22 protein-coding genes and 1 pseudogene are annotated in these 22,159 nt (G+C 69.3%); 7 read left to right on the forward strand and 16 right to left on the reverse strand.

Annotated elements, in window-relative coordinates; translation table 11 throughout:
• From IO36_RS23820 to IO36_RS23845, 6 genes are all read right to left on the reverse strand, one after another.
• Nucleotides 1–1,617 carry a proton-conducting transporter transmembrane domain-containing protein gene (locus IO36_RS23820; protein ID WP_037622807.1) on the reverse strand — a complete coding sequence of 539 codons (1,617 nt, stop codon included), beginning with the start codon at nucleotides 1,615–1,617 and terminating at the stop codon, nucleotides 1–3.
• A complete protein-coding gene (locus IO36_RS23825) occupies nucleotides 1,617–2,309 on the reverse strand; it encodes a hypothetical protein (RefSeq protein WP_037622808.1) in 693 nt (230 codons plus the stop codon). The genes IO36_RS23820 and IO36_RS23825 overlap by 1 nt, the downstream gene beginning before the upstream one ends.
• Nucleotides 2,306–3,262, reverse strand: a complete 957-nt coding sequence (locus tag IO36_RS23830) for a respiratory chain complex I subunit 1 family protein (RefSeq protein ID WP_037622809.1) — start codon at nucleotides 3,260–3,262, stop codon at nucleotides 2,306–2,308. The genes IO36_RS23825 and IO36_RS23830 overlap by 4 nt, the downstream gene beginning before the upstream one ends.
• A complete protein-coding gene (locus IO36_RS23835; RefSeq protein WP_245173448.1) occupies nucleotides 3,262–5,148 on the reverse strand; it encodes a proton-conducting transporter transmembrane domain-containing protein in 1,887 nt (628 codons plus the stop codon). The genes IO36_RS23830 and IO36_RS23835 overlap by 1 nt, the downstream gene beginning before the upstream one ends.
• A 143-nt stretch (nucleotides 5,149–5,291) precedes the next feature.
• Nucleotides 5,292–5,774, reverse strand: coding sequence for an NADH-quinone oxidoreductase subunit B family protein (locus tag IO36_RS23840; protein WP_037622810.1), 483 nt, complete (start codon nucleotides 5,772–5,774; stop codon nucleotides 5,292–5,294).
• A gap of 176 nt (nucleotides 5,775–5,950) precedes the next feature.
• Nucleotides 5,951–6,301, reverse strand: a complete 351-nt coding sequence (locus IO36_RS23845) for an ArsR/SmtB family transcription factor (RefSeq protein WP_037622896.1) — start codon at nucleotides 6,299–6,301, stop codon at nucleotides 5,951–5,953.
• Nucleotides 6,302–6,736: 435 nt separating this feature from the next.
• On the opposite strand from IO36_RS23845, the gene IO36_RS23850 reads away from it, so the two are divergent.
• Entirely contained in the window at nucleotides 6,737–7,534 is a 798-nt protein-coding gene (locus tag IO36_RS23850; protein ID WP_037622897.1) for a 2-phosphosulfolactate phosphatase, read from the forward strand.
• 366 nt (nucleotides 7,535–7,900) lie between these two features.
• Here IO36_RS23850 and IO36_RS23855 read toward each other — a convergent pair whose 3' ends face one another.
• The 8 genes and pseudogenes from IO36_RS23855 to IO36_RS43300 all read right to left on the reverse strand — a co-directional run bounded on the left by IO36_RS23855 (nucleotide 7,901) and on the right by IO36_RS43300 (nucleotide 14,162).
• The gene (locus IO36_RS23855) at nucleotides 7,901–8,293 is read right to left on the reverse strand and encodes an STAS domain-containing protein (RefSeq protein WP_037622811.1); all 393 of its coding nucleotides are present in this window, start codon (nucleotides 8,291–8,293) and stop codon (nucleotides 7,901–7,903) included.
• Nucleotides 8,294–8,352: 59 nt separating this feature from the next.
• The gene (locus tag IO36_RS23860; RefSeq protein ID WP_037622812.1) at nucleotides 8,353–8,778 is read right to left on the reverse strand and encodes an ATP-binding protein; all 426 of its coding nucleotides are present in this window, start codon (nucleotides 8,776–8,778) and stop codon (nucleotides 8,353–8,355) included.
• Entirely contained in the window at nucleotides 8,778–9,188 is a 411-nt protein-coding gene (locus IO36_RS23865; RefSeq protein WP_037622815.1) for a pyridoxamine 5'-phosphate oxidase family protein, read from the reverse strand. The genes IO36_RS23860 and IO36_RS23865 overlap by 1 nt, the downstream gene beginning before the upstream one ends.
• Nucleotides 9,185–10,915, reverse strand: a complete 1,731-nt coding sequence (locus IO36_RS23870) for a SulP family inorganic anion transporter (RefSeq protein ID WP_037622816.1) — start codon at nucleotides 10,913–10,915, stop codon at nucleotides 9,185–9,187. The genes IO36_RS23865 and IO36_RS23870 overlap by 4 nt, the downstream gene beginning before the upstream one ends.
• Entirely contained in the window at nucleotides 10,912–11,253 is a 342-nt protein-coding gene (locus IO36_RS23875; RefSeq protein ID WP_037622818.1) for an ArsR/SmtB family transcription factor, read from the reverse strand. Before IO36_RS23875 ends, IO36_RS23870 begins: the two co-directional genes overlap by 4 nt.
• Nucleotides 11,254–11,408: 155 nt before the next feature.
• A complete protein-coding gene (locus IO36_RS23880; RefSeq protein WP_037622819.1) occupies nucleotides 11,409–11,768 on the reverse strand; it encodes a zinc ribbon domain-containing protein YjdM in 360 nt (119 codons plus the stop codon).
• Between the two features lie 301 nt (nucleotides 11,769–12,069).
• A pseudogene (locus IO36_RS44780) lies at nucleotides 12,070–12,920 on the reverse strand (IS5 family transposase).
• A gap of 399 nt (nucleotides 12,921–13,319) precedes the next feature.
• Nucleotides 13,320–14,162: an NAD(P)/FAD-dependent oxidoreductase gene (locus tag IO36_RS43300; protein ID WP_051900872.1), complete on the reverse strand. Its 843-nt coding sequence runs from the start codon at nucleotides 14,160–14,162 to the stop codon at nucleotides 13,320–13,322.
• A 60-nt stretch (nucleotides 14,163–14,222) separates the two neighbouring features.
• Here IO36_RS43300 and IO36_RS23905 point away from each other — a divergent pair, with 60 nt between their 5' ends.
• Entirely contained in the window at nucleotides 14,223–14,786 is a 564-nt protein-coding gene (locus IO36_RS23905) for a DinB family protein (RefSeq protein ID WP_037622825.1), read from the forward strand.
• A 705-nt stretch (nucleotides 14,787–15,491) separates the two neighbouring features.
• Here IO36_RS23905 and IO36_RS48295 read toward each other — a convergent pair.
• Nucleotides 15,492–16,076: a hypothetical protein gene (locus IO36_RS48295; RefSeq protein ID WP_245173450.1), complete on the reverse strand. Its 585-nt coding sequence runs from the start codon at nucleotides 16,074–16,076 to the stop codon at nucleotides 15,492–15,494.
• Nucleotides 16,077–16,699: 623 nt separating this feature from the next.
• Here IO36_RS48295 and IO36_RS23915 point away from each other — a divergent pair.
• The 4 genes from IO36_RS23915 to IO36_RS23930 all read left to right on the forward strand — a co-directional run bounded on the left by IO36_RS23915 (nucleotide 16,700) and on the right by IO36_RS23930 (nucleotide 19,937).
• The gene (locus tag IO36_RS23915) at nucleotides 16,700–16,963 is read left to right on the forward strand and encodes a helix-turn-helix transcriptional regulator (protein WP_037622827.1); all 264 of its coding nucleotides are present in this window, start codon (nucleotides 16,700–16,702) and stop codon (nucleotides 16,961–16,963) included.
• 168 nt (nucleotides 16,964–17,131) lie between these two features.
• A complete protein-coding gene (locus IO36_RS23920; RefSeq protein WP_037622829.1) occupies nucleotides 17,132–17,995 on the forward strand; it encodes a DUF6083 domain-containing protein in 864 nt (287 codons plus the stop codon).
• Nucleotides 17,992–18,474: a hypothetical protein gene (locus tag IO36_RS23925; RefSeq protein WP_037622831.1), complete on the forward strand. Its 483-nt coding sequence runs from the start codon at nucleotides 17,992–17,994 to the stop codon at nucleotides 18,472–18,474. The genes IO36_RS23920 and IO36_RS23925 overlap by 4 nt, the downstream gene beginning before the upstream one ends.
• On the forward strand, nucleotides 18,471–19,937 hold the full coding sequence (locus IO36_RS23930; protein ID WP_037622901.1) for a UvrD-helicase domain-containing protein: 1,467 nt from the start codon (nucleotides 18,471–18,473) through the stop codon (nucleotides 19,935–19,937). The genes IO36_RS23925 and IO36_RS23930 overlap by 4 nt, the downstream gene beginning before the upstream one ends.
• A 78-nt stretch (nucleotides 19,938–20,015) precedes the next feature.
• Here the strand turns inward: IO36_RS23930 and IO36_RS44790 are convergent, their stop codons facing one another.
• A complete protein-coding gene (locus IO36_RS44790) occupies nucleotides 20,016–20,222 on the reverse strand; it encodes a DUF3761 domain-containing protein (RefSeq protein WP_078943399.1) in 207 nt (68 codons plus the stop codon).
• A 668-nt stretch (nucleotides 20,223–20,890) separates the two neighbouring features.
• On the opposite strand from IO36_RS44790, the gene IO36_RS23940 reads away from it, so the two are divergent.
• Complete coding sequence (locus IO36_RS23940) at nucleotides 20,891–22,138, forward strand: hypothetical protein (RefSeq protein WP_245173451.1); 1,248 nt, start codon at nucleotides 20,891–20,893, stop codon at nucleotides 22,136–22,138.
• The last annotated feature ends 21 nt before the right edge of the window (nucleotides 22,139–22,159 follow it).

The raw sequence follows: 22,159 nt of genomic DNA on the forward strand, positions 1-22,159 counted from the left end.
TCAGCGTCCTCCGATCGTGTGCGCGGCGGTGGTCAGCAGGCCGGCGAGCGGGCCCAGGGTGATGCCCAGAGCGGCGCAGGCCGCGAGGCCGAGGACCAGCGGCCACAGGTTTGAGGAAGGCTCTTCGTCGGCATGCGGTCCGGGCCCGGGGCCCAGGATCATCCGTGCCGTGCGGGCGGTGATCGCGGCGAAGGCCGTCAGGACCAGGAACAGTGCGATGGCCACCGGCCAGCCCATGCCGGCGGTGAACCCGGCGCGGGCGATGCCGAGTTCGGAGGCGAAGAGGCTGAAGGGCGGGAAGGCAAGCAGTGCGGCCACCGCGAGTCCGAAGGCCCCGCCCAGCATAGGGGCGCGGGCGAGCAGGCCACGGACACGGCCGATGCGCGCGGTGCCGGTCAGGTGCAGGATGCGCCCCGAGGCGCAGAAGGCCACGGACTTGGCGAGCCCGTGTCCGGCGATGTGCAGCAGGGCGGCGGACAGAGCGAGCGGGGTCCCGATCGCCGTGCCCAGGGCGATCAGGCTCATGTGCTCCATGCTGGAGTAGGCGAGCATCCGCTTGTAGTCGCGCTGGGCGAGCATCAGTGCGGCCGCGAGGGCGAGGGTGAGCAGGGCGATGACGGTCAGCAGCACCCGGGTGAAGTCCGGACCGAGGGCGGCATTCGCGATCATCCGGTAGCGCAGGAGCGCGGCGAAGGCGACGGACAGCAGCACCCCGGACATCAGCGCGGAAACCGGCGCCGGGGCCTGGCTGTGCGCATCCGGCAGCCAGGCGTGCAGGGGCACGAGGCCGGCCTTGGCGCCGAAGCCGAGGACCACGAGCGTGATCCCGAGCCGGGTGACCGCCGGATCCAGACGGTCGGCGCGGGCGGCCAGGGTCGGCCAGTCCAGCGCCCACGCCTCGCCGATACCCGCCTGCCGGGCCGCGTAGTAGATCAGCACCGTGCCGAGGAAGGCCAGGGCGATCCCGGCCGAGCAGATCACCACATACTTCCAGGCGGCCTCGACGGAGGTACGGGTGCGGCGGTGGCCGACCAGAAACGCGGTGACGATGGTGGTGGCCTCGATCGCCACCCACAGCACGCCGAGGTTCGCGGTCACCACGGCCAGACACATCGCGGCGAGAAACGCCTGGACGAGGATGTGAAAACGCCACACGCTTCCCCCGGCGGCCCGGCCGGCCTCGCCCTCGTCCGCCAGATGGGCGGGGGCCGAGGCACAGGCGATCAGCGCCACGGCACCGACCACCAGCAGCATCCACACGGTCAGCGCGTCGGCCCGCAGCAGACCCGAGTACGCGCGCAGGGCCCGGCCGCCGGACACACGCAAGGCGAGCAGGACGGCGCAGGCCAAAATCCCGGCAGGGGACACAAGCGCGGCCCAGTCGGCCAGGTGCCGCCCTTGGGCCGGGGGCGCTTCGCGCACAGCCGTCGGCATGCGGCCGGCACCATCTGTGCCCGGGGCCGGACGGCCGCCCGCCATGACGGGCTCGGCCGTGCTCGGCACAGCGAGGACCGAACCGGTCCGGGGACGCAGCCCCGCAAGCGCGTACGCCCCCGCCACTGCCAGCGGCAGCGCCGTCGGCACCGTCAGCAGCAGGACACTCGACACTTCACCCATCAGTCGTGCAGCTCCCGCAGGTCGTCGATGTCGGTGGTGCCGAACGCCTCCCGCATCCGGGTGGTGAGGATCTGCAGCACCAGCACGGCCAGCAGCACGTCGAAGGAGACGCCGAGTTCGACGATCAGCGGCACTCCGGCGGCGGCCAGGAACGCGGTCGCGGTGATGCCGTTGTCCAACAGCAGGAATCCGACCACCTGGGAGAGTGCCCGGCGGCGGGTGACGAGGGTGAAGAAGCCGATCAGTACGACGGCCAGGCCGACCGGCAGCGCCTGTGTCTCGGGGGTGGGATCGAGCTCGACGAGCGGCCGGGCCACGGCGTAGGCGAGCAGGGTGAGTGCGGCGGCGGTCAGCAGGGAGGCGGCGACGTTCACGAGCGGCTGGGTCTCGCGGCTTTCGCCGGTGTCGGTGCCGTACCGCTGCTGGCCGGCGGTCAGCGCGGTCAGAGCACGCCGGACCAGATACGGCAGCAGCCCGGCGCGCAGCACGCCGATACCCACACCGACGACGACCAGGTCCCAGCGCCGCTCGTGCACGCCGAGCAGCACGGGGATCGCCGCGAGCGCCACGCCCTGCAGCGCGAAGACCCGGACGATCGCGGTCAGTTCGCGCCGCCACAGCACGATGACGGCTGCAAGCAGGAAGGCCCCGCAGGCCAGGTCGAGGAGCTGGGTGAACAGGCCCTCGCTCATGACTCACTGCTCAGAAAGTACGAGACGATCACCGCGAGGAGAGCCAGCAGGAAGGACCCGGCGAGCAGTTCGGGCACGCGGAACAGCCGCAGCTTGGCCCAGAACACCTCGGCCGCCGCCAGCACCGCACCGAGCACGGCGACCTTGAGGGTGAACAGCGCCAGCGCGACGGCCAGGGCGGCCCAGGAGGCGCTGGTGGCGATGCCCCACGGCGCGAACAGTGAGGCCAGCAATCCCAGCAGCAGGGTCAGCCGCATCTGAGCACCCAGTTCGACCAGCGCCAGGTCCGGGCCCGCGTACTCCAGCACCATCGCCTCGTGGATCATCGTCAGTTCCAGATGGGTGGAGGGGTTGTCCACCGGGATCCGGCCGGTCTCGGCCAGCACGGCGACTGCCAGCGCGGCGGTGGCAAGGAGCCCGGCCGGAGAAGCCAGCCGAGCCGGGTCGTGGACGGTGCCGGAGACGATCGCCGGCAGGTTCGTCGACCCGGCTGGTATCGACAGCGCGAACACCGACAGCAGGATCGTCGGCTCCACCAGCGCCGCCACGGTCATCTCCCGCGAGGCCCCCATCCCGCCGAACGCGGTGCCGCTGTCCAGCCCGGCCAGCGCCAGTGCCAGCGTGCCCAGGGCGATCAGGGCCACCACCAGGATCAGATCGGCCCGGTCGCTGATGGGCGTGTCGGTCGACAGCAGCGGGACCAGCGCGGCCGCCACGGCGACGGTGGCCACCACCAGCGCCGGAGCGATACGCAACGCCGGCCCGGTCCCCACCGGGGTGATCGGCTCCTTGCGCAGCAGCTTGCGCATATCCCGCCACGGCTGCAGCACCCCGGCCCCCACCCGGCCTTCCATCCTGGCCCGCACCTGCCGCATCCACCCCGCAAGCAGCGGGCCGCCTGCTGCGACGACGGCCACCTGCCCGGCCACGGCCACATATCCGACCCCGCTCATCACCAGCCCACCGCCAGTACCAACAACAGGACGACCAGGACGACGAACCCGTAGCCGAGATAGAGATGCACACTGCCGCCCGCCAGCCGCCGCGCCGCCTGCCCGGCGCGGGCCAGCGCGCCGAGCACCGGCTCGTACAGACGGTGCTCGATCCGGTCGGGCACCCGGCGCTGAAAACGCACCCGCTCCACCAGATACGCCGACTCGCGCACCGGCGTGACGTCCACGTCCTGCTCGGGTGCAAGGACATCGTCGAAGACGCGCTGCAGCGGCTCGGCGAACGACATCGCCGTATATGCCATACGCGGGCTCGGGGCGCCGCCGCCGCAGTCCCACAACCGTGCGTCCCTGCGCCGGCGGCGATGCCCGTACAGCCGGGGCAGCCCGGTGGCCACCGCGAGTGCGACGGTCAGGGCCGCCACCACCCACAGCGGGGCGAGCAAGGAGGAGATGTTGTCGAGCCGCACCTGCAGCACGCCGCCCCGCAGCGCACCGTCGCCGGGCAGTCCGGCCGCGCTCACGGCCCTGCCGAGACCGTCCGCCAGCAGCCCGGGCACCAGCGCGAGCGTCGCGCACAAGACCGCGAGCAGCCCCATCCCGGCGAGCATCAGCGGCGGCGACTCCTTCGCCCCGGCCGCCTGCGGCCCGCGCGGCCGGGCGAAGAACGCCACTCCGAGCGCCTTGACGAACACCGCCGCAGCAAGCCCGGCCGACAGCGAGACCAGAGCCACCGCCAGCGGCAGCACCACCGCCGGGGCCACGCCCGGCACCTGCAGCCCGTGGATCAGCGACTGGAGCAGCAGCCACTCACTGATGAACCCGTTGCCCGGGGGCAGCGCCACCGCACCGAGCGCCGCCACGGCGAACAGCCCCGCCGTGAGGGGCATCCGCGCCCGCAGCCCGCCCAGCAGATCCAGATTGCGCTCGCCGGTGGCCCGCAGCACCGAGCCGGCCGCGCAGAACAGCAGCGCCTTGAACGCGGCGTGGTTGACCACGTGCAGCAGCCCGGCCGCCAGAGCCGCCGCCGCCAACGGCTCGTCGCCGTAGGCGGCGAACACCCCAGCCGCCCCGACCCCGACCAGCACCAGCCCCATGTTCTCGCAGGTCGAGTACGCCAGCAGCCGCTTGAGATCAGAGGCCATCGCCGCCTGCAAAATCCCGTACACCGCAGACAAGCCGCCCAGTGCCAGGATTGTCAGCCACCACCAGGCCGGCCCGCCGCCCAGCAAGTCGAACCCCACCCGAACCACCCCGTAGACACCGAGGTTGACCATGGCCGCGCTCATCAACGCCGAAACAGCAGAGGGCGCCTCGGGATGCGCACGCGGCAGCCAAGCATGCAGCGGCACCGCACCCGCCTTCGAAGTGAACGCCGCCGCCGTCAGCACGAACACCCACCCGCGCACCGTCGGCGACACACCGGCGGCGCCCGCCCGCAGCGCGGCAAAAGTCTCGCCCCCGGCCCGCGCCGCGAGCAGCAACAGTCCGGCCAACAGCAAGACCAGGCCGAGATGGGTCATCACCGCGTACCAGACGCCCGCCGCCCGCACCGGGGCCCGTCCACGATGCTCGGCCCACACCAGCAGCAACGAGGTGAACGCCATCAGCTCCCACAGCACCAGGAACGTGGTCACCGAAGCCGCCGCCGGGACAAGCACCAAAGTGAGCGCGAACAGGGGCAGCAGCGCCTGCCCGGCACGGGAGGACACCCCGTGCTCGCCGTGCCCGGTGGCATACCCGATGCCATAGACCGCCACGGCGGCGATCACCGCACCCGCGACCGCCATAAACAGGCCCGCAAGCGCATCCACCGCCAGATACGCCCCGGCCAGCGGCATGAGGTCCGGGAAGTCGGCCGCCCACCGCTGCCCGCCCAGTGCAGCCACCCCCGCCGCACAGCCTGCCACCCCCACTCCCGCCGTACACACCCCGCTCGCCCGTACACGCGCCACGCCCGGCAGTGCTGCCCCCGCCGGAGCGCCCACCGCGGCCAACCCGGCGGCCGTCGCGAGAGCGGCCGGCACCAGGCTCACCGGCCGGTCACCCGCCGCAGCGCCGCCACAATCTCCTCCGGCCTCGGCGGGCAGCCGGGCACCTCCAGGTTGACCGGCACGACATCGCCGACCGAGCCCTCAACGCCATACCCCCCGGCAAACTCACCGCAACTGAGCGCACAGTCACCCACCGCGACCACCAGCCGAGGCTCACCCATCGCGGCGACCGTACGCCGCAGCGGCTCCGCCATATTCCGCGTCACCGGCCCGGTCACCAGCGCCACGTCCGCGTGCCGGGGCGAGGCCACCAGCCGGGCCCCGTACCGCTCGGCGTCGTACACCGGGTTGAAGGCGCCCGCGATCTCGATCTCGCAGCCATTGCAGGACCCGGCGTCCACGCAGCGCACCTGCACCGAACCGCCGAATTCCCGAGCGGACGCCAGGACATCACCCGCAGGCGCCGGCGGCGCCGCCTCGGCCACCCGCCCGGTCTCGCGGATCTTGCGCAGCAGGCCCATGAACGCTCCCTGTCACGGTGAGGAGTTGTCCGCAGGGGACCGACAGGCCTTCCCACGAATGGAGTCACGACACCCGTCCAGCACATAGCCGCCTTGTCGGCCGAGGGGAGCGGCCGCCTCCCGGTGCCCAGAGTGCTGTCCAATCCCAGGAGACGGCCGCCGATCGAGAGCCGCCGCTACGACGGCGGTTTCGCCTCCTGCTGGGCGGCCCTCAGGTCGGCGAGCAGCTCGGCCTGACCGGTCAACACCCCGGACAGGATGGCCCGGGCGACCCTGAGCAGCTCCGCCACGTACGGGCTGGTCAGGGAGTAGTACACCGTCGAGCCCTCCTTGCGCGTCACCACCAGGTTCGCCCGGCGCAGCACAGCCAGCTGCTGGGACAGATGCGCGGGTTCGATGCCTACCTCGGGCAGCATCTCCGCGACGGCGTGTTCGCGCTCGCTGAGCAGTTCCAGGACACGGATGCGGGCAGGGTGTCCGAGTGTTTTGAAGAACTCGGCCTTCAGCTGGTACAGCGGGGTGCTCATCGTGCTGTCGCCTCCCCGGAACAGCAGTCCGGCCGAGCCGGCCAGTCCTTGGTGCATCGCGTCCACCCACTCATCAACATGGCGCCCATCTTCGCCCGCGAAGTCGGCCCTGCCGAATCCACGGGCGAGGACGCCGTTCACCCGATTCAAACGGCGATGACCTCTTGACTTGCTAATATTAGCAAGTCGATAGATTGCGTGAGGGAGGCTTGAGTGAGAATCACCCCACTGCATGGTCTGAGCGTCGCCTGGCTCAAGTGCCCCGCATGCCGCCTCAAATGCCGCCCCGGCGCCGTCGGCCCGGACGGTCGGTGCCCACGCTGCGCTGAGGCCCGCATGCTGAGGCTGTCCTTCGGCGGCCGGGCCAAGCACCCTGCCGCGGACACGAGCCGCGGCTGACGGATTTTCGCTATGACAGGGGAGAAAGGGCGGGGGATGGCCGACTGGGCGGCACAGTCCGGCAGCGGGATCCGTTTCGAGTGGGGGCAGGCCGGGGCAAGACGCCTGGCTGTCGAGGCTGCTTGCCTGGTCGTCGTGGACGTGCTGTCGTTCACGACAGCAGTGAGCGTCGCTGTCCAGGTCGGCAGCAGAGTCCTGCCGTTCTGGCTACCAGCCGCCACCGCTACCGCTGCCGAGCGGGCCGGTGCCGAAATGGCCGCCGCGATCTACGCCCGGCAGTCGGGCGCACGGCTGGCCGTCACCCCCAGCACCATCACACCCGATGCCCCGTGGGCCCTGTCCCCAGCTCAGCTGCGCAAAGCTCCCTTCACCGACCGCCTGGTGCTGCCATCCCCGGACTGCAGCACCATCACCGCTGCCGCGCGGCCCGGCGTACCAGTCATCGCGGCCTGTCTGCGCAACATCACCGCCGTCGGCAGCTGGATCACCTCACACGGCTACGGAACCCCCGAGCGCCCCGTCGCCGTGATCGCCGCGGGCGAACAGTGGCCGGACGGCAGCCTGCGCCCAGCCCTGGAAGACCTCCTGGGCGCCGGCGCGCTCATCTCCGACCTGCACGCTCAAGGAGCAGGCCCGCTCTCCGCGGAAGCCGCGGCCGCCCGCGCGTGCGGCGAAAGCACGGCCGATATCCCCCACGCGATCACCGCCAGTGTTTCCGGCCGGGAGCTGGCCGCGATGGGCTTCGCCGAGGACGTGGCGATCGCCATCGAGGAAGACACCTGCCCGGCTGTACCGGTCCTGGACGGCGACGGCGCCTTCGCCAGGGCACGGTGACACCCGCCGGCCGGTGAGGTGCCGGCCTGACCCCGTCAGCGGTGGGCCACTCCCTGTTTTTTCGCAGGAACCCCAGTCCTCAGCCGGGTGAAAAAGGCGATCCTCGGCCCAGAGCTGCGCGAAGTGCCGGAGCTCTCTGCGTCCCCTGTGTGACGGTCAGACTGGGCGCTTCTGGTTCTCGGTGCGCCGTGCCCGCCAGCCGGCTTCAGCCCGCCCCAGGACGGGACTTGTCGGGACCGGCGGACGGGCGAGCCGCGACACATGCCAGGTGCTGTGCACAAAAGACGGCCTGTACGCCACAGCTCGTACGCTGCCGCTCCCTCTTCTCCGAGTCGAGCAGGCCAGGCGAAGGACACCGGTCGGCGATCAGGCGGACCAGCCGCTGGTATGCCACTGCTGTCGACCATCACTGCCCTGGCCGTCCGCGTCATGTCCCGCGATGGCTGCCGCAAGGTCGGTGTGGATGGTGATGGGCGGGCAGTCGCCGGCAGGGACGAGGGAGCCGTCGGCGGGGATCGCGGCCAGTTCCAGGCTGCGTCCGTGTGCGCCGAGCCGGCGTGCTGCCTCAATGACGGCGAGCTGGCCGTTGACGGACCAGCTGCGCAGTCCGCTCATGTCGACGACGACTGGACCGGTGCCGCGGGCCAGGACCCAGCCGATGGCACCGGTGAAGCGATGCGCGCCCTCGGGTCCGAGGTGCCCGGAGAGGGAGAGGAGACTGAAATCCTCTCCGGCGGTGTAGTGCCATTCGATGGTCATGATGGTGAACCTTCTTGTGGGTGTTACCTGTTCGGCTCGCCTTCCTGGATCGGCTCTGATCACAGGGGCAGGGTGATCCAGATGCTTTTGCCGTTTCCGTCGGCGTCGCCGCGGACGACGGCGGTGCCGCCCAGACCGAGGGTGAGTTCCATGACGGTGCTCAGACCACCGGCCCCCGTGCCGATCGCGGCCCCGTACAGCGCCGGCTGGTGGGGGTGACGGTCGTGGACGGCAAAGGCCAGGCAGTCGGAGCCGGCCGCATAGATGACGGTGAGCTGGGGGGAGAGCGCCACAGCGTGCCGGACACTGTTGGTGACCAGTTCGCTGAGGATCAGCAGCGCCGGGTCGACGCTGGGGTGGCGCAGGCTGATCCCCCATTCGGTCAGGGCCTGTTCAGCGGTCTGGCGGGACAGCCGGACCGAGGACGGCTCGGTGGGCAGGGTGAGAACGTGCCGGTAGGGCAGGACGTCGAACAGCCCGGACATCAGCTCTCCGCCCCTCGGACCAGCCGGAAGCCGGACACCGTCTGAGGATGGATGCGGATGATCGCATCGTGCGGGCCGTGGCTCCAGCCGGCGAGCGTCCGGCGGTAGTGGGCAGCCTCGGCCTGGTCGGCAATCACCTCGGCGGGTCCGGCGACGGTCACTGTCCAGCCGGTGCCGGTCGCGGCCCGGACCTCGTCCACGTGGTACGTCGCTGACAGCCGGCCTGCAGCGGCCTGCACCGGGGTGCGCACCACCAGCCGCCCGAATTCCCATACGTGCCGGGCCGGGCGGACAACGGTCAGATCCCGCTGCACGAAGACCAGGCGGCCCAACGCGGCCCCCTCCAGCAGCCACAGTGCCTCCGCGCCGGAGACCTCGACCATGCGCAGGGTGGCGGGCGTGGTGCTCATCGGGGTGCTTCCTCTCTCATCTCTGTGACGTTGCGGACGGACTTCCCGGCGGGGAGAAGGACCCCGGTTCTTTCCAGGTGGCCGCGGGCCCCACGGATCGCTTCGGGGGTAGTGGCGTACTCGCGACCCTCCAGCTGCAGGAGGTCCAACACGCCGACAGAGTCGAGGACTCGGCGCTGTCCCGGTCTGATCCCGGAGGTCAGGACGACGATTCCGCGCCGGTTCAGTTTCTGGACCGCGTCCTTGAGCACCAGTGCCCCGGTCGCGTCCATGGTCGACACCCGCGACATACGAAGGATCACCACGCGTACGTCGGCCACCTCGGTCATCTCCAGCAGGAAGCGGTGCGCGGCGGCGAAGAACAAAGGCCCGTCGATGCGGTAGGCGATGATGTGCTCGGCGAGCAGGGCGTGTTCCTCGGCGGTGTGGTCTCCGTGGTCGAGAGGGACCTGGTCGAAGCGGGCCTGCTGGGCAACTGCGCGCAACGCGAGAGCGCCCGCGACGACCAGGCCGATGATGACGGCGTACACGAGATCCAGGGCCAGCGTCGCGACGGCGGTCAGGACGAGGATCAGCGCGTCCGAGCGGGTGGCCTTCGCCATCGCCCGCAGCGAGCCGACCTCGACCATACGGATCGCGGTGGCCAGCAGGACACCGGCGAGGGCCGCCAGCGGGATCTTCGAGACGAGAGGCGCGGCCGCGAAGACGATCACCGCGAGGACCGCGGCGTGAGTGAGCGCGGCGAGCCGGGAGCTCGCACCGGTGCGCACGTTGACCGCGGTGCGCGCGATCGCCCCGGTCGCCGGCACGCCACCGAACAGTGGGGCGGCGATGTTGGCAAGGCCCTGGCCGAACAGTTCCCGATCCGGGTCGTGCTGCTGGCCCACGGTCATGCCGTCGGCGACCGAGGCGGACAACAGCGACTCCAGCGCGGCCAGCGCCGCGACCGCCACCGCGGGGGCCAGCAAGGAGCCCAGCGAGCCCAGGTCGAGGAAGGACAGCGAGGGCGCGGGCAGCCCCGAGGGCAGTTCACCGATCGGTTTCGCCCCGCTCAGCCCGGCGGCCTGTGCCACGACCGTGGCGGCGATCACCGCGACGATGGAGAATGGCACGGTCGGACGCCACCGGGCTCCCACGAGCATGACCACAGCCACCGCGACAGCGACGGTGACGGCCGTCCAGTTCGGGTGCCGCACGAACTCCTCGATGGCCCGCCAGGTCACCACCAGTACCCGGTCGCCCTCCGGTTTGGGCACACCGAGCGCGCCCGGAATCTGCTGCAGGCCGATCACGCACGCGATGCCCAGCGTGAAGCCTTCGACGACCGGCGCGGGCACGTACTGCATGTACCGCCCGGCCTTCAGTACGGCGAGGCCGACGAGCATCATGCCCGCCATCACGCCGACCGTGAGGACGCCTGCCGGACCGTACCGGCCCACGATCGGCACCAGCACCACCGTCATGGCGCCCGTAGGCCCTGACACTTGTAGATTCGATCCGCCGAACAACGCGGCGAGGGCGCCCGCAACGACGGCGGTGGCCAGGCCCGCCTCGGCGCCGAGCCCAGAGGAGACACCGAAGCCGAGGGCAAGCGGCAGCGCGACGATCGCCACCGTCAGCCCGGCGAGCAGGTCCCGGCGGGGGGATCGCCCCATCTCAGCCAGGTCACCGCGGGCAGGCAACAGGGAGGCGATCCGGGCTCGGACCCGGCTGATCCCCGAGATCATCGCGCGACAACCTCGGTCTCCAGCAGCTCGGCCAGCAGTTCGTTGCGCCCGGACAGCATCTGGGTCAGGATCCGGCGCGCGGCCTTCATCAGGTCCGCCACGTCCCCGCCGGCCAGCGCATAGACGACCGTCGAGCCGTCCCGCGTGGCGGTGACGATCCCGGACCGGCGCAGCACCGCCAGCTGCTGCGACAGGCTGGACGGCTCCACCTCGATCTCCCCGAGCAGCTCCCGCACCGGCAACGGCCCGTCCTGGAGCAGCTCCAGGACCCGTATCCGTACGGGATGCCCGAGCATCCGGAAGAACTCGGCCTTGGCCTGGTACAGCGGAACCGACACGACCCCTCGACTTCCCCGGACGGCGCCCCACCCGGGGCAGGCATGAAGTGCTGTGCCTGCGGCTACCTACAGACACAGCAAACACAGCATCTAACCAATTGCTAAATTTTGCAATTCCGCATGACACTGCCGCCCCGGTCACCGCGAGTGACGGGTCAGGCCTTCTTGACCACGCTGGACTTGAGCTGCATCGCCCCGAAACCGTCGACCTTGCAGTCGATGTCATGGCCGTCGACGCCGTCGACCAACCGGATGCTGCGCACCTTGGTGCCGGCCTTGATCCCCGAGGGGCTCCCCTTGACCTTGAGCGCCTTGACGACGACCACGCTGTCGCCGTCCTGCAGCACATTGCCGACAGCGTCCTTGACGACCCGCTCCCCGGCAGTGGCCCCGCCCTCGGCACTGCTTTCGTCAGGAACCCATTCGTGGCCGCACTCCGGGCACACCACCAGGGCGTTCATCTCGTAGGTGTACTCGCACGAGCACGTCGGACAGGGAGGAAGATTTTCGATCATTCCATCAGAATATCCGGCCTCGTCCTCAGACAGTCCGTAGCTCCAGCCTGCCGGTTTCCGGCCACATCGACCGAACGGAGTTGGCCTCGCAGTCCTCTGCTCGCGATCACCGGACACAACGCAGGCAGGCCTGTACCGGGTTTCCGAGACTTGGTGTCGCATGCCTTGAACGCCGGTGGGGGTGTCAGGGACGAGCGTGTGAACGCGTTCCGCGACTTGGTCGCGCGCGCCATGTCGCGCGGCCCCGACGGGGCCTGGCTGGTCGCGGGCGGACAGACGGCGCTAGGCCGTTTCGTTTGGATCACCGGGCCGACCACAGGAAGATGCTCGCGATGTGGAGTCCGGCCAGGTAGATGGTCGCGGTCTTTTCGTAGCGGGTGGCGATGCCTCGCCACTGCTTCAGGCGGTTGATGCAGCGTTCGACGGTGTTGCGCTGCTTGTAGGTTTCGCGGTCGAAAACTGGTGGCCTGCCGCCCCGACTTCCGCGCCGCAGGCGGTGGCCTCGTTGGTCGGCCGGAACGGGGATGACCGCCCGGATCCCGCGCTTGCGCAGGTGCTCGCGGATCGCGCGGGAGGAGTAGGCCTTATCGGCCAGGACCACGTCCGGCCTGGTACGGGGCCGCCCTCGCCGTCGAGGAACGCGAAGGCGGGCCATGACGTGGGTGAAGGCGGGTGCGTCGCCAGCCTGTCCTCCGGTGAGCACGAAGGCCAGTGGGCGGCAGTGGGCATCGGAGGCCAGGTGGATTTTTGTGGTCAATCCGCCGCGTGCCCGGCCGATGGCGTGGTCTGCCGGTTCGCCAGCTGATGCCCCTTTTTACGGGCGCCGGCCGCGTGCTGGTGTGCGCGCACGATGGTGGAGTCCATCGAGACGGTCCAATTGAGGTCTTCGTCGGCGTCGGCCTGTGCGACCAGCACGGTGAGCACCCGCTCCCAGGTGCCGTCGATGGCCCACGTTCGCAACCGGTTGTAGACGCCCCGCCAGTTGCCGTATTTCTCGGGGAGGTGGACCCACTGCGATCCCGTCTGAAACTTCCATGCGATCGCGTCGATCACTTCTCGGTGATCCCTCCACCTGCCTCCCCGTCGAGGTGTCCGATCTGGGAGCAACGGTTCGATCCGCGCCCACTGCGCGTCAGTCAACGGCACATACAAACAACGACTGGCGGGGCTGGTTGGAACGACGCTGCTCGTCAGGCGGCTGGCCCAGTACGAAGCCGCCGCACGTCCCGCGCGAGCGTGTACAAAGCGCTGAGGAAGATCACAATCCCAGCCACGAGCCAGAGGACTGACGACCCCGAGTGGTACTCGCGAACGCCGAGAACGAGCAGCATCACGCTGGGAAGGACGAAAAAGGCCGAGATCAGAGCGCTGACGCGGTTAGTCACTCGGACATCATCAACGACAACCTCGACCAACGGAAGTGATCCAAACGAATCGGCCTAGCTGCTTTGGCGCTGCAGAAGCAACAGATGGATCAGGCGATTTACCACTTTGGCGGCGCGGTTGGGGTCGGCTACAGCGACGTCGTCGGGGTATAGGGCGCGCAGGTGGCTACCACGGCGGGCCGTTGACCGCCCTACTCGCCGTCGGTGACGTCCGTGATGCGCAGCGAGCGCATCCCGCCGGGCCGCTCGGCCAGTCCTGCAGGGTGAAAGTGGTGGACAGGACCTTGAGGGCCACGGCGGGATGGAAGAGCACGGCGGGGGAAGCCACCATGTTCACCACCCTCACGAACCTCGCCCAAACAGCTGCGTCCTTCACCGCGACATGGAAGAGCCTCGTGTTGTACCAGTGTGTGAACCTCGCCCCAAGGGGTCTACGGTCCGGATTCCACATCAGGTCCGAATTGGTGGAGAGCGTCCACGGGCTGAGTAGCAGCCGGCCCACCCGCTTCTGGAAACTGCCGGCCAGACTGTCCAGCGGCTTTCCGGACGCACTGCGGCGGGCCAGCATCTGGTGCAGCAGTTCCGCCTCCATCGCGGCCACGGTCAGCCCCTGTCCATAGACGGGGTTGAAGACGCAGACCGCGTCCCCGACGGCGATCAGCCGGTCCGGCCAGTTCATGACGGCGTGATAGGGCCGCCACTGGTTGTCGACGTTGGTGTAGCGGTAGGTGGGCTCTTGGAGCGTGCGGCGTTCGATCTGCAAGGCCAGGCGCGGGTTGTCCAGGTTCTCGGCGAAGCGCAGGTAGCCCGTGTCGTCAGTCGGCGGCTGGTCCTGGAAGGCGAACAGCGAGCACGTCCACCGGTTGCGCTTCACGGCCAGCAGGACCCCGGCCCGGGGCGCACGGGGAGCGAACAGCATCTGGTAGGCGATGGAGAAGTCCGGGTGGCTCGGGTGGCTTTCCTCGGGCCGGTCGAAGTTCATCGACGTGTAGGTGACCTTCGCCTTCACGGTCCGCTTCGCGGGGACGGTGGGGCGCAGCCAGGTCCCCGTTGTATGTAGTGTGCGGAAATGACAAGAAGCGAGCGGCTGGCGGAGCAGCTGGACTGGCACTGGCGCACGAACCTGCGGCCACGGCTGAACGGTCTTACCGATGAGGAGTACTTCTGGGAGCCGGTGCGCGGCTGCTGGAGTATCCGCCCGCGTGGCACGTCGGCCGCACCGATGTCGGAAGGTTCGGGGGAATGGACGATGGACTTCGCGTCCCCTGGCCCGGAGCCGGCGCCGGTGACCACCATTGCCTGGCGGCTGGCGCACATCATCGTCTCGTGCCTGGGCTATCGGGTCGGATGGTACTTCGGCGGCCAGGACGTCGACTCCGGGACATTCGCCTACGCGGGGACCGCTGACGAGGCGCTGAAGCAGCTCGATGAGATGTATGGGAGATGGAACGCGGGGGTCCGCGCACTCTCGGACGCTGACCTGGAGAATCCGCCCACGGTGGGGCCTGAGCGGTTTCCCATGGAGAACAGGGTCCTGCACGTCAACAGGGAGCTGATCCATCACGGCGCCGAGATTTCCCTCCTGCGCGACCTCTACCGCTGGCAGGACGGAGCCGTACCGCGCCGAATATGACTTTCCGGTGACCGGCGATCGAGCTTCGGAAGCCTACGTGGACTTTGTGACGCTCCGTGGCTGCGAGTTTCAGTGAAGCTGCGCCCTCTTGAAGTAGCTGGTCAGGGTGGTGGCGTGAGGGTCGCTCGGGGCGGTCATGCTGGTGTTGGGCGGATGTCTCGGGTGTAGATCATCTGTCAGCGGGCTCCTTCGAGGCTCGTCAGGACGAACAGGGCGCGCAGCAGGCACGGCAGCCAGGATGCGCTGATACTCCGCTGGCAACGCGGACTCCAAAACTCCCGGCCCGCGCTCCGGGACCACCCTCACTGCCCGACCCGCCATCTGAACCTCCGGCGATCCGGCCTGGGCCCGCTCGGCCCGCACCTCCGCCAGCTGCTTGACCAGCTGTTCTTCGAGTCCGTCCAGCTCCGCACGACGCGCGGCGATCCGTTCCTGTGTATCTCGGGGGCCATCATGCGCCGGAGCGTACGAGCGGCGCCGATCCCGACGGACGAGAACCCGCAAAACCAACCCTGCCAGACGATCTACACCTCAGACTGCCGCCCACCACCAGCACGAGCACCCCGAACGACCCTCACGCCACCACCCTGATCAGCTACTTCAAGATGGCGCAGCTTCCATGATCCAGCGGCGCCGGCCCAGTCGTTGTGATGAGTCAATGCCTTTGCGGGCGATGCGGAGAGTGGCGCGTCGCTGATAACGCGATCACTGTTTCGGCATGTCCGCGTCCTGAGGGCCTGCCGCCGGAAGCTCCACGGCCCACTCCCAGGTCACCTCGTCAGTCTCGCGATCGTGCTGCCAGCAGGAGAGGAGACGAAGGGCGACCAGACGGTCGAGGAGGTCTGCGGTCTGGCGAGGGGAGTGCCCACACAGGTGGGCCACGAGGGCCATCTCCGTTTCGGAGCCGGACGCGCCCGTGTGTACTGCCAGTACGAGCGCGTTCAGGCGTTCCCCATCAGCCGTACCGACGGGCGGGGCCAGACAGCCCGGCCGCAGCGCCCAGTGAGCCGCGCGGCGACGGGTACCCCGACCCGGTTCCTGATCGAGGACTGCGGGATCGAGCAGCCGCACCCGGGTGAGGGCAGCCGGAGATCCAAGCGGTTCCAGCCAGCCGTCACGCGCGAGTTCCCGCCACACTTCGCCACGCCGGTACAGCCGCATCCCACGCAGCAGCCCGGTGGGAAGCGAGACCGTGCCATCACTGTCGGCACGCAACGCGCACTGGAGGGCCAGCAGACGCGCGGCGGGGGAGGAGACGCTCGAAAGTGCGGCCGCCAGGTAGGTGAGCATCTCTCGCACGCGGGTGCGCTCGCCAGGACCCCCCAGCGGCTGGAGGCGGCGACCGGAACGTTCGGGTGGACGGGAAGCAAGCAGGGTGGCAGGGACAACGGCGGTGTGACTGATGGCGGCTGCACAGGCTGCGCAGGTGTCCGAGAGACGCCAGAGGCGACCACTGCGGTCGCGGGTCAGGGCGAGCAGTACCGGTCCTGCGCATCCGCGGTGGCGCAGATGCCAGGAGCAGCCCTGAGCTCGGCACTGGCAGGTACGTAGATGCGTTGGCAGTACGTCGGCACGCGCATGGCGGGCCAGATGCGCCACGACGGCAGACCGCGCAGAGGCACCCTGGAGGGCAGGGGGGTGCACGGCGCAGTGATGACAGACGAGCCTCAGGCCGCCTGCCCGTGAACGCAGTTCCACTGTCCAGATGCGCCGCACCGCGGGGTGCGCGCCAGCAAGCCTCATCGGCCCGTCGTCCTCCTGTCTGTCCACACAGCCAAGCCGGGAGCTCCAGAGGGCACCCGGGAGCACGCACCGTAGTGCAGATCTCTGCACCGTGAACGTCACTCCCGCCTCGGTAGATAGTGCAGAAGTCTGCACTGACAGGGCAGGGTCCTGCACCGTCGGATGGTGGAGTGACGATCTTGCCGCCCGACCCCGACTTCACCGCACTGCGCATCGAACTCGCGCGCCTGCGGGGCGAGCGCGGCTGGACCTTCGACGAACTCGCCGACCGCAGCGGCCTTGCGCGGCGCACCCTCATCGACCTCGAACACGGCCGCACCACCGGCAGCCTCACCACCTGGCACACCCTCGCCCACACCTTCGACGTGCCCATCGAGCAACTGCTGAACACCCTCTGCGACGACCACACCCCGCCCGGACCCCTGGCCCCCTGACCGTGTCCAGCCCGCCTGGGCCCAGGGCGCGAATCACCCGAACCGGCGAGCACGCATCGAACGCTCCAGCGGTTATCGGATCGGACGTTCGGCCACGCTCGGCTGTCCAGGGGACTCCGGCCCGGCCTTCCCCTCCGCTGCGGAGTGTCGCCTGGCACGGTGCCCGTCATGCACCCCACCACCGCCCCCGCCGGATGCCACTGGGACGGCAGCCCACGCACCGCACGCCCCCAACGCCCACTGCGGGTGACCGCCACCAGCCCGAGCCGTCTGCTGCGCACCGGCCAGAGCAGCCGCTGCCGCCAGTGCGGTCACCGCATCGACCGGTACCAGCGCTCCGGCCAGCAGCCCATCGTCCTGCACCCGACGGAACTGGACACCTCTCAGGTCCCTGCCCCCTATCGGTGGCATCTGAGTGGCGGCATCGCCCACCCCCACAGCGATGGCAGCGCGTGGTGCCGCATCCCGCACCACGCGCTCTGCCCAGAACACGCCCCCACCACGCCGCCCGGCCCCTACATCGAATCCCTGCGCCGCCAACTCGCCGTCCGCACCCGCCGCCTGATCGACACAGGCCAGTTCACCCCAACCCCCACCGCCTGCGAGACAGACTCCCGCCCCAGCCGAGACTGCCCCGCCCGGCCCGTCGTGCAACTGCTCCTGGGCCGCTACCTCGCCGACGGCCCCCTCGAAGCCATCCAGTGCGTGGCCCAGACCCGCCAACGCCACCGCTGCGCCCAAACCGTGCTCGACCCCAGCCGCCCCCGCGGCGCATGGACCCTGCTGCCCGCCACCCCGCAACGCGGCCAACTTGTCCTGCCCGCCACACTCATGGCCGTCTACGACCTCAGCCGCCTGCCCTACGCCGAGCAGCTGCGCTGGCGCACCCAGCGCTGCCCCGCCCACGCCGCAACCCCCGACGCCGCAGATCTCACGCCGGCCGGATGGCAGGTCTTCGACCCCCTCCTGCACACGGCGCACCTCCACACCCGACTGCCCCACGTCCCGTTCACCCAGCGTGAAGAGGCATGACCATGCGGCACCACGCCCTGGACATCACCCTGACCAGAGCCCTCACACCGGCCGAACTCCACCGGGCCACCCGCACGATGCCGTTCGCAGCCAACCACGACACCACCCACCTCCTGGCCCTCGTCCGCGCCAAAACCCCGGCCAAAGCCCTCAACCGGCTCCGGCACCAGGTCGGCGGACGGCTCCCCATCGACGTGATCACCACGCACTACCCCGACCCACGCGGACAGATCTTGCTCAACCTCACCTTCTCGCCCGCCGCATACGCCGCTCTTGAGACTGCCGCCGAACACACGAGAAGACCACCGCACCTGTTCGTGCAGGAAGCCGTCCACCAGGCCCTGGCCCGGCACGCCGATCAGGAAGCCGATCGCCTCGACCGCGCACTCCAGCACCTGCTCGCCGGCACCACCCCGCCCCATCTCCTGGCAGCCGTTGGGCGCATGCTCACCCACACCACCGGAGCAGCGCCGTGCTGAAGCCCACCGACGAACAGCAAGCCGCCGCCGACGCCTTCCACGCCGGCCAGCATCTGGCCCTGCAGGCCGGTGCAGGCACCGGCAAGACCACCACACTCGCCGAACTCGCCCGCGCCACCCGGCGCTGCGGCCGCTACCTTGCCTACAACCGCGCCATCGCACAAGACGCCCACGCCCGCTTCCCGCCCACCGTCAGCTGCAAGACTGCCCACGCCCTGGCCTACGCCGCCGTCGGCCACCGCTACACCCGCCGCCTCAACTCCCCGCGCCGCCCCGCCTGGCAGATGGGCCACGCCCTCGGCATCACCAAAGCCATCCGCATCGGCGAACGCGACCTGTCACAGAAGACCCTCTCCAACGCCACCCTGCGCACCGTGGCCCGCTTCTGCCACACCGCCGATCCGGACGTCGCCCGCCATCACGTCCCGCGCCTGCGCGGCCTCGAAGACGCGAAACTGCACGCTCAACTCGCCGATCACATCGTGCCGTTCGCCCGCAAAGCCTGGACCGACCTGCAAAACCCCGACGGCGGCGCAGTCCGGTTCGAACACGACCACTACCTGAAGATCTGGGCCCTCACCCAGCCCAGGATCGACGCCGACTTCCTGCTCCTGGACGAAGCCCAGGACACCAACCCCGTCGTCGAACAGATCTTCCTTGCTCAACGCGGCCACGCCCAGCTCGTCATGGTCGGCGACTCCGCCCAGGCCATCTACGACTGGCGCGGCGCCAAAGACGTCATGACCGGCTTCGACGGCACCCAGCTCGCCCTCTCACAGTCCTTCCGCTTCGGCCCTCACCTCGCGGACGAGGCCAACCGGTGGCTCGCCATCGCTGACGCCCCGATCCGCCTCACTGGCACCGACACCGTCCCCACCGACCTGGGCCCCGTCACCCGCCCCGACGCGGTGCTGTGCCGAACCAACGTCGGCGCCATGGCGCAAGCGATGAACCTCCTCGCCGCCGGCCAAAAGGTCGGGCTGGTCGGAGGAGGCGACAGCCTGCGCGCCCTGGCACTGGCCGCCCAGGACCTCAAAGACGGCCGCCGTACCAGCCACCCGGAACTCGTCCTCTTCGCCACCTGGGGAGAGCTGCAGGACTACGCCTCCCACGACCCGGCGGGACGCGACCTGCAGCCGCTGGTCGACCTCGTCGACACCCACGGCACCGAAACCATCCTCGACGCCGTAGCCCAGTTCGTCCCCGAACAGTCGGCCGACGTCACGGTCTCGACCGCCCACAAGGCCAAAGGACGTGAATGGGCCTGCGTGAGGATCGCGGATGACTTCAGGCCGCCGAAGGACAGCGGCCAAACCGACGACAACGGGCGGGCTATTCCCGGCCCGATCGAAAACAGTGAAGCCCGACTCGCTTACGTGGCTGTCACCCGCACCCGCCAGCGCCTCGACATGAGCGGCCTCTTTTGGATCGACGACCACCCAGACGGCAGACCCACCAGGTGACTCCTGTCAGCCGACAGCGCCTCCCTGAGCATGCATCCAGGCAACGCCCCCGAAGGTTAGGGGGCGGCGCCCGCTTTTCTATCGGTACCAGTACTTCACGCCACGGTGGTGGGAGCAGGTGCCGCGGAAGCGGGCGCTGTAGGAGTAGGTGCCGTCCTTGCACTTCGCCGTTGCCCCGCGCGGGTGGGACGAATTCGCCTTGCAGATGCCCGTCGTGTGCCGAGCACACGACGCGGCCGCAGCGTCTGTGGCAACAGCCACCGGAGTCAGCAGCGCACCTGCCATAACAACCGCAGCCACAGCTCCCCGGAATTTGGTCAGCACAAAGTCCCCCTCATTGAGTCGGAGGCGTGATCATGCACCGTCGGCCAGATGCCTGCGCTGCTCATCCACCCCTCATCATCGGGTCGTGACACTCGAGGCCGAAGCGTCACCAAAGGTTCGACCCAGACGAACATCCAATCGACACAGTGATCTATGGAGCCGCTCCGCCAGCATTCGGCATGCACTATGTGCCAGTGGCAGTGAAGGAGGTGGGACAGGTGCTGCGCCGCGGCTTCCGCGCGGTCGTCTTCTCGGCGGCCTTCTTGGCAAGCTGCTTCTTTGCCGGCTTCGCAGCAGCGGTCTACTTCTTGGGCGTGTCGTGGACGGTTGCGTTGCAGCCCCGGCACTTGCGGGCCTTGGCCGCGGACTCCTTGAGTGTGGCCATGAGGTCGACGATCTGCCTCACCGCCTCCTTCGGTTGATCAGCGCCGCGAAACGCAGGGCGCACTTCGTCCTGTCGCTTTTATGTGACGTGATTCATGACTCGGTTCGAGTCAACTTGCCCTGCAAACAAGTGAGTTACGGAAATTCGACTATAGGTTCCCCTGTGACCACTCTTGATCGTTCCAGGGGGAATCTTGTCGCGTTCACACACGAGGCGACTGGCTCTGGCATGTGCCGGTGCCACCATGCTCACTGTTTTCGGGGGCGCTGCGCCAGCCAGTGCCAGCGCACCCAACCAAGCCTGCAGCCTTCTCTACAACGCCCGCATCACCTTTTGGGCGATGACCTGCAGCGAGCCGGGGGAGCCGATGATCGGCGCGTTTGCCACCTGGCGGAACGAGCCGCTCGTGTTCGACCACACGGACACCGGTTCCGCGACCGTGCAGGCATCGAATTACCTGCGGGTCACGCCGAACACCTCGAGCAGCCCGGACGGGCCCAACATCGAGATCGGCCTCTATGCGCAGAAGACGGGGAGGACCACCAACAGCTACGGGCCGCGCTGGACGGAGCTGACCAACAGCGGCGGACGCACCAAAGCCATCACGGCCGGCGTCGATCCGAACAAGCCGAACAAGCGCAACCACACCTACATGACCGTGCGTCAGGACCACGGCAACCAGTGGGACGTGCTGTACGACTTCAACAAGGTCGGTTCCACCACCAGTCAGCTCAAGGTGCTGGGCGGCGCGACCAACCGGATCGACGTCGGGCTTGAGGTCACCGGACCTCAGTACATCGACGTGCCGGCGATCTCGAACCGCATGCAGTACATGACTGGGAACAAGGTGTGGGAGCGAGTGGCCACGCGCAACGTGGCCAGGTCCGTCACGCTCCCCGCGTGCAGTTCGAGCAGCAGGCCGCCCAACTGCTTCACCACCAAATTGACCGACGGCACGAACTTCGCCCAGTGGACGGTGAGCAAGCCGCGCCAGCACGCTGTCGCTCTTGCCGCACCAGCTGCCGCGAACACCAGCCTGCCTGCCACCTTCAACGGCGTCGACCAACAGGCCCTGCAGTCCTGCATGGACGACGACCCCGACACCTGTCTGGCCTCTGTGCCCGGCCTGGCCGAGTGCGTCACCACCGCACGGATCTGTAATGCCGCAGCCCTGCAGCACGATGCCACTGCAGATGACACAACGACCGACGCGGACGTCACGGCCGCCGGCATCCGAGACCAGGCGGCCGCTGCCTTCGACGTCCCTGCCGACGATCTCACCGTTGCCCCGCCGGTCTTGTCGGCCGGACCCCGGATCAGCCGCTCTGAGGGTGACAGCAGCAGTGACGGCGCCTGGGCAGTGACCTCGACGCACTCCACCCCCGGCCTGCACCCCACCGACCAGCGCTTCGACGGCTTCACCGCCCGCTACTCGGCACGCACCGGCGCTCTGCTGGAGGCCTGCTGGGGTGACCTCTGCGATGCCTCATGAACGCCGTCACCAGCATCCGTG

It is taken from the genome of Streptomyces aureus, from assembly GCF_000725495.1.
GTDB classification, from domain to species: Bacteria; Actinomycetota; Actinomycetes; order Streptomycetales; family Streptomycetaceae; genus Streptomyces; species Streptomyces aureus_B.

Bases quoted from the DNA above. Each gene is read 5' to 3' on its own strand.
- IO36_RS23820 (WP_037622807.1), bottom strand. From the start codon at position 1,617: ATGGGTGAAGTGTCGAGTGTCCTGCTGCTGACGGTGCCGACGGCGCTG.
- IO36_RS23825 (WP_037622808.1), bottom strand. From the start codon at position 2,309: ATGAGCGAGGGCCTGTTCACCCAGCTCCTCGACCTGGCCTGCGGGGCC.
- IO36_RS23830 (WP_037622809.1), bottom strand. From the start codon at position 3,262: ATGAGCGGGGTCGGATATGTGGCCGTGGCCGGGCAGGTGGCCGTCGTC.
- IO36_RS23840 (WP_037622810.1), bottom strand. From the start codon at position 5,774: ATGGGCCTGCTGCGCAAGATCCGCGAGACCGGGCGGGTGGCCGAGGCG.
- IO36_RS23845 (WP_037622896.1), bottom strand. From the start codon at position 6,301: ATGAGCACCCCGCTGTACCAGCTGAAGGCCGAGTTCTTCAAAACACTC.
- IO36_RS23850 (WP_037622897.1), top strand. From the start codon at position 6,737: ATGGCCGACTGGGCGGCACAGTCCGGCAGCGGGATCCGTTTCGAGTGG.
- IO36_RS23855 (WP_037622811.1), bottom strand. From the start codon at position 8,293: ATGACCATCGAATGGCACTACACCGCCGGAGAGGATTTCAGTCTCCTC.
- IO36_RS23860 (WP_037622812.1), bottom strand. From the start codon at position 8,778: ATGTCCGGGCTGTTCGACGTCCTGCCCTACCGGCACGTTCTCACCCTG.
- IO36_RS23865 (WP_037622815.1), bottom strand. From the start codon at position 9,188: ATGAGCACCACGCCCGCCACCCTGCGCATGGTCGAGGTCTCCGGCGCG.
- IO36_RS23870 (WP_037622816.1), bottom strand. From the start codon at position 10,915: ATGATCTCGGGGATCAGCCGGGTCCGAGCCCGGATCGCCTCCCTGTTG.
- IO36_RS23880 (WP_037622819.1), bottom strand. From the start codon at position 11,768: ATGATCGAAAATCTTCCTCCCTGTCCGACGTGCTCGTGCGAGTACACC.
- IO36_RS23905 (WP_037622825.1), top strand. From the start codon at position 14,223: ATGACAAGAAGCGAGCGGCTGGCGGAGCAGCTGGACTGGCACTGGCGC.
- IO36_RS48295 (WP_245173450.1), bottom strand. From the start codon at position 16,076: ATGCTCACCTACCTGGCGGCCGCACTTTCGAGCGTCTCCTCCCCCGCC.
- IO36_RS23920 (WP_037622829.1), top strand. From the start codon at position 17,132: ATGCACCCCACCACCGCCCCCGCCGGATGCCACTGGGACGGCAGCCCA.
- IO36_RS23925 (WP_037622831.1), top strand. From the start codon at position 17,992: ATGACCATGCGGCACCACGCCCTGGACATCACCCTGACCAGAGCCCTC.
- IO36_RS44790 (WP_078943399.1), bottom strand. From the start codon at position 20,222: ATGGCAGGTGCGCTGCTGACTCCGGTGGCTGTTGCCACAGACGCTGCG.
- IO36_RS23940 (WP_245173451.1), top strand. From the start codon at position 20,891: ATGCTCACTGTTTTCGGGGGCGCTGCGCCAGCCAGTGCCAGCGCACCC.